The organism is Bacillus kwashiorkori, assembly GCF_001375515.1.
Lineage (GTDB): Bacteria > Bacillota > Bacilli > Bacillales > Caldibacillaceae > Bacillus_BK > Bacillus_BK kwashiorkori.
Genome location: NZ_CTDX01000014.1, coordinates 59,778 through 71,746, shown reverse-complemented (window position 1 = coordinate 71,746; position 11,969 = coordinate 59,778). Strand labels below are relative to the sequence as shown.

Below are 11,969 nucleotides of genomic sequence, written 5' to 3'. Positions count from 1 at the left end.
TATTGATCAATCAATGCCTTTTGACATTTTTTTTACTGCTTTTACCGTTGTTAACGCACGCTCTAAGTCTTCATAAATAATATTTCCTACAACAATTGTATCTGCGTGCTTACTCATTTCTTCTGCCTTCGTCGCATCGGTAATACCACCACCGTAAAATAGTTGGGCATTTTCGAGTTTGTCTTTCACCCCTTTTACTATTTCCGGATTGCCGTATGTACCGCTATATTCCAAGTAAAAAATCGGTAGTTGGAAAATTCTTTCACATAATTGCGCATAACTAATAATGTCGTCTTCATCTAAGTTAGTATCTGCTTCGGTTAGTTTCGCAACATGACTATTTGGATTTAACACACAATATCCTTCGACAACAACTTCATCCCAATTAATTAAATATCCAACTTCTTTTAGAACTTGATGATGTTGTCCAACAATCCACTCACGATTCTTACTATTTAAAACGGTTGGGATAAAATATAAATCAAAGCCAGGGGTAATTGCCTCAAAGGAAGAAACTTCTAATGAACAAGGAAGCGGGTAACGCCTAACTCTTGCCATTAGATTTAATACATTTTCTAGTGTTACCCCATCTGTTCCACCAATAATAATTGCATCCGTTCCAGATTCACAAATTTTCTCTAAATGCTCATCGGATATCTCTTTATTTGGATCTAACTTAAATACATGCTTCCATTCCTGAACATTGTACATCGTTTTTCCTCCATTTATATCGTCCATTAAAACATTATAACATTCCTTTTTCTTTTAAAAAATCATTCGCTGTCTTTTTATACATGGAATTTTTTTCAAGAAAAAAGAGCGAGGAATCCCTTGCTCTTTCGTTAGTAAATATATTTTATCATTCATGTACTGTTTCTTCTTCGGTTTCAGGCTTCTTTTCATCTTTATTAATTCGATTTAACACCATTGGATATCCGTCATTACCATAAGTTAAACATCTTCTCACCCGAGAAATAGTTGCTGTACTTGCACCGGTTTGTTTTTCAATATTTTGGTATGTGATTCCTGTTTGCAACAACCTAGCTACTTCCAAACGCTGAGATAATGATTGTATTTCGTTTATCGTGCATAAATCATCAAAAAAACGATAACATTCCTCTACATCTTTTAATGATAAAATTGCTTCAAATAATTGGTCCAACTCTCTTCCACGTAACTTGTCTATTTGCACTAGAGAATCCTCCTCACAAAACTTCTCATCAAATGTATGTTCACTATGAATGAGTTAATATTAGTAGCTTAGCAAATTTAAATTTGGTACAATATTAACCCACGTTTTTCCAGGAACATATGGAAGGGGCTTCCCATCTTTATACGGGACTATTCTTCCATCTACATTTTTCCATTCAATTGTTAGTAATTTTCCTTTTTGTAAAGCATAGCCGCTCCCGCCGGATTGAAGGTCCACCCATCTTCGGTAACCGTCTTTTAAAAAGCCGTGTTTCATTTCTACAATAAAAATGTTATCCAACACAATCGGGTCTTTTGATTCTAAATCGAGTGTTTGTACTCCTCCAGAAAACCGGATGTATTTTCCTATCGTTTGATCATATTCATATTGTACTTCAAAATTTTTGTCAGAATAGGATATCGTCATTTTATTTAAATCCTCGCCAATAATATCTTCCTTATCCTTTAAGAAAATATTTGCTTTCGGTGCTCCTGTTAAAGAAACTTGCTTTTCACCGGCGCCTTTGACGATATTTTTATACGTAATATACGAGTTGTGCGGAGCGACCCGGAACGATGCCCGCTTAAATAATGTTCCATCGTATGTTAATCCATTCAATGAATCGACAATCCCTTGTTCAATTAGTTTTTTCGCACTAGGACTCCACCCGTGAAAAATATAAAAGCTATTAAATCCTTTGGCAAGTTGAATGTAATAATCTCTCGCACTACGAATTGGTCCAACTTTCTCAGGCATTTCGCTTTGGAATACTGCTAACAATCTAGTTATGCCGCCCTCTGCTAACACTTCATACACAATATCCGCTTTTTGTAAACCAGATTGCGGGCGTGCCGAAGGATGGTTATTGATCATTACACTAATTGCCCGATTGTCGGACTGTTCTGTCGTTTCCATCCCTGTTAGTGGGAACTGAAACATTACTGGTTCTATGTCTTGTTGCTTTTCACTTTGTAGTTGCAAGTCATCGTTACTTGCAGATTTGTTTTCCGTTTCTTCCTTTTTACTACAACCAGCAATAAGAAAAACAAAAAATACTATAGCGGATAGAAGAAACTTGTACTTATTCGTCACAAAAACACCTCAATCTAGTTGCAAAAATCTATCTTTTCTTATTTTACCGCATTATCGCAGGAATCAACACTGTTTTTTTCATTACATCAAATAAACCTTGTTGGGTAATTCGAATATACGGTAAATGAGTTGACGAAAAGAATAGTAGTGTATATATTGGATCTGCAAATGAATATCCTCGTTCCATTAATAATTGTTTTAATTTCTTTTCCTTTTCTATTAAGGTCTGAAATGGTAAATCACTAATTACGCCTCCAAGTGGGAGAGGTAGTTCGAAAATGGATTGCCCCTTCTCTACCATTACTATGCCGCCGCCTAGTTCCTTCATTTTATTGAAGGCCTCCATCATTGCCTGCTTATTTTTACCAATGACAATTATATCACCCGTATTGGAAAACGAGGAAGCAAACCCGCTTACATTTTTAGCAAATCCTTTTAAAATGGTACTTACCCGCCATTTTCCATGTTTATCAATTAATAAAAAGAAACTTTCATCGATATCCGGGTCAAGTTCCGTTCTAGATGCATCAATCGTCACCGAATACGGCTTGGTAATTACAGAATTTTCCATCCTTATTCCTAATGGCATAGAAAACTGCAAATCATTCATCGTTAATTCCCAGTCTATTTGCAACGGGGAAAAACCAAAGGATTGCCAATCTAATTGCTCATCTTGTTCGAAATGTTCCCGTTTTATCCATTTTCCTTTTGCCAACACAGAAATTGGCGTTGGATTTTCTTTTTCTGTTAAAAAGTTAATGTTTGCTACTCGACCTGTTGTGATGAAGCCATGATAATGATCTATTTGATAATATTTTGCTGGATTAGCTGTTGCCATTTGATACGCTTCGATTGCGGGCACGCCCTTTGAAATAGCAAGGTTAATTAATCGATCCATTACACCATTTTCATAAAAGGATGGTGGGGAACCATCTGTCGTTAACATGAATTGATCATAATTTGGTAACTGGTATTCAGCTAAATCATCTAGTATCGTCGGCAAATCTGGCCGAATCGATGAGTAGCGTAAAGAAACCATATATCCATGCATCATTCTTCTCATTACTTCTTCGCCTGTCATTGCTTCGTGGTCGGAATCAGCCCCGAGTAACATTAGTTTAGCAAGTGTTTTTTCCGATGCCCCAGGAAAATGACCCTCCACCCGCTTCCTAAGTCGTTTCGTTTCTTGAATCCAATGCAGAATCAAATCATCCCCAGCTAATAATTTCGGCCAACCAGTTAATTCTCCACCTTGTAATACATGACTATTGCTGAGCCATGACTTAACATTACTATGGGAAAAAACTGCATCCTCATTGATAATTTCTGTTTGCCCATCATACCGACACCACCAATACATCGTCACCGGTAAATCATTTATTTTTTCAATAAAAGATAAGGCATTTTCATTTTTTAACAGTAATGCTAATGTTAAGTTATCATTTATTAATGTAGTTGTTCCGGTTAAGGATGCATACTGTGCAAAGGTTTGGGGATTATATAATTGAAATGGATGGGCATGAGGTTCAATATAACCTGGAACTAAATATTGATTACTACAATCAATTTTTTCGCATGAAGGATCAACTAGTTCTGGTAGTTTATCACCAACATAAATGATCCGGTCTTCATAAATCCAAATATTTGCCTTCATCCATCGTTTTAATATCCCATTTAAATAGGTTGCATTGTAAAGCAGAATAGTTGGAGACTTTTTTCCATTTAATACTTCTACATGTTCCCGTAGTTGTTTCGTTCTCCATTTATACTTTGCAGTTAACATTTTCATCAGCCCTTTATTCATTGCTTTCTATTTAACCACTTAAAAATAGTGGATATAATGTAAAAGCGCTTACAATTTATATTATATTACCACAAATAACAGTTTAGCGCACTAAAGTTATAAAATATTTGTGACATTTCTGTTAACGATGGAGGTTTTATTCATGAATATTCAAAAGAACGTCGGAACCATCAATGCATTAATTCGAATTACATTAGGATTAACGATGTTGTCTTGGAGTACTGCTAAATTAGCAAAAAAACCGAGAAAAATTTCTTATTTATTTTGGGCAATGATGGGAGCTATGAAAGTGGCAGAAGGGATTGTCAAATATTGCCCAGTAACGGATGTAATGAAAAAGCAAATGGAAAATGGCAATAGCTTATTCGGACTTAACATTCGTAGCAATGGAAACTCAAACGAACAAAAGAAACACGATAACAATCAAGGTGACGCTAAAAATAATAAAGAAACAAATAATGGAGGCAACCAAGGAAATAAGAGTGCTAATCAATCCAATACGAATAATGAAAGTGAACCACAAATTAAACAACTAATTGATACTTTTACGAATAAAGGATAATAAAGGGCAATTTTTGCAGCAGCAATGTTTGTCAGCAAAAGAGGCATTGGTTTTTTAGTGAAACCAATGCCTTTTTAAATACGTTTAACTATACTACTTTATTTCGATAATATTTTCTTCTTTTAACTCTACTTTTCCGTTCTTTTTAATAATTACTTGCTCTCCAGCTTGTAAGTTTGTGAAGACGATTGGTGTAATAGTAGATGGTACATTACTCTTGATAAAATCTAAGTCCGCTTGAAATAATGGTTGACCAGCTTTTACGTGTTCGCCTTCCTTGATTAATGTTTCAAACCCTTCACCTTTTAAATTAACCGTATCAATACCAAAATGAATAAGAATTTCTTTACCACCTTCAGATTGAATACCGATAGCATGTTTCGTTGGGAAAACGTTAATAACTTTACCATTGACCGGTGAAACAACCGTTCCTTCTTCTGGTTCAATAGCAAATCCGTCTCCCATCATTTTTCCGGAAAAGACTTGATCAGGAACTTCTGTAATAGGCTTTAACGTACCTTTTAGCGGAGCAACAATTATTTCATTTTGACTCATTTCATTTTGCAAAACTTCTGGCTGAACTTCTTCTATTTGTTGTTGTACTTCTGCTTCTTCATCGACTTTAGCAGTTTGTGGCGCTCTTCCTTCCATAATATCTTTCATTTGTGACTTAATCGCATCCGACCTCGGTCCAAAAATAGCTTGAATATTATTACCTACTTCTAACACACCAGCAGCACCTAATTGCTGAAGACGCGGTTTATCCACTTTTTTCACATCATTTACCGATACACGGAGACGGGTAATACAAGCGTCTAAATGGGCAATATTTTCTTTACCACCCATTGCGGCTAAAACGTTAGTAGCAAGATCTCCACCTTGTTGTTCCGCAACGTTAGATTTACCTTCCTCTTCCACTTCCCGCCCTGGTGTTTTTAAGTTGAATTTTCGAATCGCAAAGCGGAAACCGAAGTAATAAATGACAGAAAATACTAAACCGACAGGAATGACCCACCACCAATTAGTTTGTGGATTCAATACTCCGAATAAAATAAAATCAATTAAGCCACCAGAGAATGTCATCCCAATTTTTACATTTAAAAGATGCATTGTCATAAAAGATAAACCAGCAAATATAGCATGAATCCCAAATAATACCGGTGCAACAAATAAAAAGGAGAATTCAAGTGGTTCCGTAATACCTGTTAAAAATGATGTTAAAGCAGCGGATGCCATTAAGCCACCAACTACTTTTTTCTTTTCTGGTCTAGCCTCTTGATAAATTGCTAATGCAGCTGCAGGAAGACCGAACATCATAAATGGATATTTCCCAACCATGAATGTTCCTGCTGTTAAGTTTTCTATACCATCTTGAATTTGTTTCATAAATATCGCTTGATCTCCACGAACGATGTCGCCAGCAAGTGTTGTATAAGAACCAAACTCAAACCAAAAAGGTGCATAAAAAATGTGATGTAAGCCAAATGGAATTAAACTTCTTTCAATTAGTCCAAAGATAAAAGCGGAAAAAGTTAAGTTTCCATGCAACATTAAATTAGAAAAGCTATTTAACCCGTTTTGAATTGGAGGCCAAATAAGAATCATCAATAATCCAAGAACAACGGATGATGCTGCTGTCACAATTGGAACGAACCGCTTCCCAGCAAAAAATCCTAAATATGGTTTTAACTCAATATTAAAAAAACGATTATACATATACGCTGCTAATAAACCGACAATAATACCGCCGAATACACCAGTTTGTAATGTCGGTATTCCTAGAACACTTGCATAAGCCATACTTCCTTCTAATGATTCCGGGGTTAGACCAAGTGCTGCACCCATCGTTACGTTCATTATTAAATAACCGACAATTGCCGCAAGACCAGCGACCCCTTCTCCACCAGCTAGTCCAATGGCAGAACCTACTGCAAATAGTAAAGGTAAATTATCAAAAACAATTCCTCCAGCTTCTTCAATAACACCTGCAACACGCACGACCCAATCGGCTGTTAAAAAAGGAGCTATATCTGTTAAAGTTGGGTTTTGCAAAGCAGAACCAATGGCAAGAAGAATACCTGCAGCTGGCAAAATCGCAACTGGTAACATTAACGCTTTACCAACTTTTTGTAAAACTCCAAAAGCATTTTTAAACATTTCGTTTCCTCCTAATTCTCTCTATCGTTTGTAACTCGGAAGTTACTAAATTTAATTAAAACTACTTAAAACAAGTAACACTTACCATTCCTTTCCAGTAGTGAAAGGGGTTTTTAATGTTAGCTCTCTCGTAAAATGGAATGCTGGCGACTATCGGGCTCGCGTAACGGGTACGCACTACAATAAGCTCAAAAATGCACTATTACATTGCATAAAATATAAAAAGGCATGGGAAAAGAAAATAAAAACTATATCAATGGTAGTTTTTCCACCTAGTTAGTTTTTATTTATCTTCTTCCTCATGCCTGATCGAATCAGTTACACGACTATTTATTTGTTACCCCTATTTCGGAGTCGTTGCAAGTGCATCGTTAAATAAATGGCTTCCGCATTGTAGACGGGTTTTTTAAGCGTATTTTGCATAATTTTAATTAGCTTCCAAGAAAGATTGTAACAGATAGGATATTCTTTTTGCAATAAGCTGGCGAGATTTTTTTGTTCAGCTACTTGTTCATTCTTTAACACACGTTCAATCGTAAATCTTAGATGACGAACAAGTCTCATATAATCAATGTCCGATTTATCAATTTCTATATTAAATTCATTTTCAATTATAAAAATAAGTTCACTAATCAATGTCGAATGCATGTTCACATCTGTTAGTTTTTTATTGTTCATTGCACTATGGATGTGTAAAGCTACAAACCCAATTTCATCTTCTGGGAGCTCCAATTTGATGGCTTTGTTAACGATTTGCAATACTTCTTTTGCCAATTCATATTCAAAAGGATACAGTATTTTAGTTTCCAGTAAAAATGGATTTTTAATTTCCATCCCGTGTGTAAAGCGGTGAACAGAAAAAATAATATGATCGGTTAGTGCAACGTGAAAATGTCCATCTAAAAAGGAATTGGTTTTTGTTCGTATATATTCCATCGCATCTATGATTGCATCAAATAGTACGTCATTTTTTCGTGAAAGTAATTTTCTATATTGTTCTTGTTCCTCTTTATCCTTTAAGACAAAGATTTTCTCTGCAATATGAGACGGTAATTTTTGTCCATTTTTCGCAGTAAATCCGATACCTTTCCCAATTAAAACTACTTCCCCGTCACTTTCATGTTCTGCCAACAGTACGTTATTATTCAAAACCTTTTTGACAACATAATTTTCCATACTATAGTGCACCTTTTCTAGTACAATTTTCTAAATCCCATCGTTTTTGGAACGTTTTCAACTAAACCTCATGTTTGAAGACAATAATGATATATTATAAGTTTATAAGTAAAAAATCAATGTTAAACATTTCTAGTTTCATTTCATATATATTCATTTTTCTAGGATGGAATTGGTCAATAATTGTGGTAAGAAATTAATTTTCTCCCATATTTAGCCTTTACTAGAGAACAAAACATAGGAATTTTCTAGTTTGTGAGTTGCTTTATCGCCTTATAAGATACTCTTCCAGCAATTGCAATAGACATTTTTATTGACAATAAAAAAAGGACATCCATCTGTCTGTTACAAGACTAGTTGGATGCCCTTCTATAAATGAAATTTTATTATGCTAAGAATATAAAGTAGAAAATAAATACGACGAATAGTCCATACATTACTGGATGCACTTGTTTCGCTTTCCCTGTTAAAACCATTGTTAATGGATAAAAGATAAAACCAATCGCAATCCCTGTTGCAATACTATAAGCTAGTGGCATAGCGATAATAGTTAAAAACGCTGGTAAAGCAATTTCAAAACGATCCCATTCGATTTTCCCTAGCGATGATACCATTAATACACCGACAATAATTAGTGCTGGTGCGGTAACAGGTGCGGTAATTACCGAAAGAACTGGGAAGAAAATAATCGATAATAGAAATAGTCCAGCCGTTACAACCGATGCAAAACCAGAACGTGCTCCGGCAGCTACCCCTGCTGTCGATTCCACGTAAGAAGTTGTTGTTGACGTACCGAGAATGGCACCACTAACCGTTGCTAACGAATCTGCTAATAAAGCCTTCCCTACTCTAGGGATCTTGTTATTTTTTAATAGACCAGCTTGGCTTGTGACAGCAACTAAAGTTCCAGCTGTATCAAAAAAGTCAACAAATAGAAAAGTAAGAACAACGACGAGCATATTTAAAGTGAAAATCTCCCCAGGTGTTTGGAAAATCGGCTCCAATGCCGCTCCGAATGTCGGAGCAATGCTTGGCATGTTCGCTATATCAATGACTTTTTTTGGTAATTCTATTAAGTTAGCAAACATTCCGACAACTGATGTAATAACCATTCCGATAAAAATAGCACCTTTTACTTTTCGAGTCATTAAAATCACAGTAACGAAAATACCAAAGATTGCTAGTAGCGTATTGCCATGGGTTAAATCCCCAATTGTGACTAATGTTGAATCACTATTAACGATAATGCCTGCGTTTTGAAATCCAACAAATGTAATAAATAAACCGATACCAGCACCAACGGCATACTTTAATTCGGCAGGAATGGAGTTAATAATTTTTTCTCTTAAACCAGAAATTGATAAAATTACAAAAATAAGACCAGAGAATAACACTCCTGTTAATGCATGTTGCCAAGGAATCCCCATCCCAATAACGACACCAAAGGCAAAAAATGCATTTAAACCCATTCCTGGAGCGAGGGCAACTGGAAGTTTAGCGAACACTCCCATTAATAGTGAACCAATGGCAGCCGCTATTGCAGTGGCAACAAATACTGCCCCGTAATCCATACCTAAACTTTCTCCACCTTCCACACCGGAAAGTGAAAGCATAAGTGGATTAACAACTAAAATGTAAGCCATAGATAAAAATGTAGTTAAGCCCCCAATAAATTCACGACGATAGTTTGTGCCTAATTCTTCAAATTGAAAATACTTTTTCATCGTTCCATTTCCCCTTACCTTTCATTTTAATGTAAGTAGTTTGTTATAGCTCTCATCTGTCGATCAACAGAAACACAAAAAGCTCCGGCTAACCGGAGCTTGACGAAAGGTATATGGAATTTATAGGGATATATTAGGCGAAAGAACGTCAAATAGCGTTCAAAACTCTAACAACAATATCCACCATAAAATCATAACCTCGTAGTCAAGCTATTTACGGTAGCTTGGTAGAAACTTTTGGGCCATATTCCCAAGATTATACGAGAGCAATATTTAATTTCTTCATTATCATACCAAGAAAAACACGAAGCGTCAAGAAAAACACGAATATTATTTTATATTAAAAGTATAATGTTCGGGGACTCTCCTCGATAATTCATAATATTTTTAACCATTAAAGGTAGCCCTTTATTCCCACTCAATGGTTGCAGGTGGTTTGCTTGTGATGTCATACACGACTCGGTTGACATGAGCAACTTCATTGACAATTCTTGTTGATATTTTTTCTAGGACGTTCCACGGTATTCTTGCCCAGTCTGACGTCATTCCATCGACAGAAGTAACGGCACGAATCCCAATCGTGTAATCATATGTCCTAGCATCCCCCATTACTCCCACACTTCGAATTCCTGGAAGGACTGTGAAGTATTGCCAAATATCTCGCTCCAACCCTGCCAAAGCTACTTCTTCCCGTAAAATCCAGTCAGATTCACGAACTATCGCTAATTTTTCCTCTGTTACTTCACCAAGCACCCGAATTGCAAGGCCTGGTCCAGGAAACGGTTGACGCCACACAATTTCATCAGGTATCCCGAGTGCAGTACCGAGTGCCCGAACTTCATCTTTAAACAATGTCTTTAAAGGTTCGATTAGTTTAAAACTCATATTTTCAGGAAGTCCGCCTACATTATGGTGAGATTTAATCGTTTGCGCTGTCGTAGTACCACTTTCTATAATATCGGTATAAAGAGTTCCTTGTGCTAAAAATTCCATTCCACTTAATTTGCTAGCTTCATCATCAAAAACATAAATAAATTCATTGCCGATAATTTTCCGTTTCTGTTCTGGATCAGTAACACCTTTTAGCTTAGATAAAAATCTTTCCCGCGCATCTATTTTGATAACGTTCATATGGAATTTTTCCGCGAAAACTTCCATTACACTTTCTGCTTCACCTTTTCTAAGCAACCCATGATCGACAAACATACAAGTTAATTGGTCGCCAATTGCTTTATGGATCAACGTTGCAACAACAGAAGAGTCTACACCGCCACTTAGTGCACAAAGAACTTGTTTATCGCCTACTGTATATCGTATCTGTTCTATTTCCATTTCAATAAAGTTTTCCATATTCCACGTTTTTCCGCAACCGCAAACGTGATAGACAAAGTTTTTCAATAAATCATTTCCGAACTCCGAATGCAATACTTCAGGGTGGAACTGTACCCCATACATTTGTGCATTCTCATTGCTCATGGCAGAGATAGGGCACGTTGAACTCGTTGCATTCACAGCAAAATTTGCTGGTACTTCAGTTACAAGATCCCCGTGACTCATCCAAACTACTTGATCTTTCGGAAGACCTGTAAATAATGCATTAGTTTGAGTAATTGCTATATTCGTTTTCCCATATTCTCTTTGTTCAGCCTTCTCTACTTTTCCACCAAACTGTTTCGCCATTAACTGCATCCCGTAACAAATTCCTAAAATCGGAACTTGCAATTCAAAAATGGCAGGATCACAAGAAAATGCTCCCTCATCATAAACACTATTCGGACCACCAGAAAAAATGATACCTTTAACGTTAATTTCTTTTAATTCAGAAGCGGTAATCGTATGTGGATGTAACTCACTATATACCCCAAGCTCACGGATTCTTCTCGTGATTAGCTGGTTATATTGACTACCAAAATCTAGGACGACTATTTGCTCCTGTTGCTTATTACTATTGCTAATTGTCAATAAGATCACCTCATTACTATGTTAACTTCCTTCCTTAGCCTTTCCACAATATGTAATAATAAAAAACTAGAATCCCACCCTACAAAGGCAGAATTCTAGTTTGCAAATACGGCAAATAAGAGTCTGCCTTCATAGTCAAATCATTTACGGTGATTTGGTAGAGACTCTCGATCCATATTATCGAGGATATACGAAGGACATATACGTATTTTATCGTCATACGAAATTACTTATTATCCTATTTTGCCTGGAATTTTTTTGTTGGTCAAGTAGTTCAGATAATTTTTCGACAAACTTTTT

General features: G+C 36.1%; 9 protein-coding genes and 2 riboswitches. Of the genes, 1 reads left to right on the top strand and 8 read right to left on the bottom strand.

What is annotated here, in order from left to right:
- Positions 1 to 6: 6 nt before the first annotated feature.
- The 4 genes from pcrB to BN1242_RS05880 form a co-directional block, all read right to left on the bottom strand.
- Complete coding sequence (gene pcrB / locus BN1242_RS05895; protein ID WP_062352732.1) at positions 7 to 711, bottom strand: heptaprenylglyceryl phosphate synthase; 705 nt, start codon at positions 709 to 711, stop codon at positions 7 to 9.
- Between the two features lie 148 nt (positions 712 to 859).
- On the bottom strand, positions 860 to 1,192 hold the full coding sequence (locus BN1242_RS05890; RefSeq protein ID WP_062352728.1) for a YerC/YecD family TrpR-related protein: 333 nt from the start codon (positions 1,190 to 1,192) through the stop codon (positions 860 to 862).
- Positions 1,193 to 1,252: 60 nt separating this feature from the next.
- Positions 1,253 to 2,284: a DUF3048 domain-containing protein gene (locus BN1242_RS05885; RefSeq protein WP_087941728.1), complete on the bottom strand. Its 1,032-nt coding sequence runs from the start codon at positions 2,282 to 2,284 to the stop codon at positions 1,253 to 1,255.
- A 43-nt stretch (positions 2,285 to 2,327) separates the two neighbouring features.
- On the bottom strand, positions 2,328 to 4,067 hold the full coding sequence (locus BN1242_RS05880; protein ID WP_062352725.1) for an adenine deaminase C-terminal domain-containing protein: 1,740 nt from the start codon (positions 4,065 to 4,067) through the stop codon (positions 2,328 to 2,330).
- Positions 4,068 to 4,230: 163 nt separating this feature from the next.
- On the opposite strand from BN1242_RS05880, the gene BN1242_RS12990 reads away from it, so the two are divergent.
- On the top strand, positions 4,231 to 4,650 hold the full coding sequence (locus BN1242_RS12990; RefSeq protein WP_071435467.1) for a YgaP family membrane protein: 420 nt from the start codon (positions 4,231 to 4,233) through the stop codon (positions 4,648 to 4,650).
- A gap of 93 nt (positions 4,651 to 4,743) precedes the next feature.
- Here BN1242_RS12990 and ptsG read toward each other — a convergent pair whose 3' ends face one another.
- The 4 genes from ptsG to guaA all read right to left on the bottom strand — a co-directional run bounded on the left by ptsG (position 4,744) and on the right by guaA (position 11,663).
- Positions 4,744 to 6,807, bottom strand: a complete 2,064-nt coding sequence (gene ptsG, locus BN1242_RS05870) for a glucose-specific PTS transporter subunit IIBC (protein WP_062352722.1) — start codon at positions 6,805 to 6,807, stop codon at positions 4,744 to 4,746.
- 330 nt (positions 6,808 to 7,137) lie between these two features.
- On the bottom strand, positions 7,138 to 7,983 hold the full coding sequence (gene glcT / locus BN1242_RS05865) for a glucose PTS transporter transcription antiterminator GlcT (protein ID WP_062352719.1): 846 nt from the start codon (positions 7,981 to 7,983) through the stop codon (positions 7,138 to 7,140).
- 386 nt (positions 7,984 to 8,369) lie between these two features.
- Positions 8,370 to 9,707, bottom strand: coding sequence for an NCS2 family permease (locus BN1242_RS05860; RefSeq protein WP_062352716.1), 1,338 nt, complete (start codon positions 9,705 to 9,707; stop codon positions 8,370 to 8,372).
- Between the two features lie 182 nt (positions 9,708 to 9,889).
- Positions 9,890 to 9,991: riboswitch (purine riboswitch) on the bottom strand.
- A gap of 124 nt (positions 9,992 to 10,115) precedes the next feature.
- On the bottom strand, positions 10,116 to 11,663 hold the full coding sequence (gene guaA / locus BN1242_RS05855; protein WP_062353238.1) for a glutamine-hydrolyzing GMP synthase: 1,548 nt from the start codon (positions 11,661 to 11,663) through the stop codon (positions 10,116 to 10,118).
- Positions 11,664 to 11,781: 118 nt separating this feature from the next.
- Positions 11,782 to 11,883: riboswitch (purine riboswitch) on the bottom strand.
- Positions 11,884 to 11,969 lie beyond the last annotated feature (86 nt).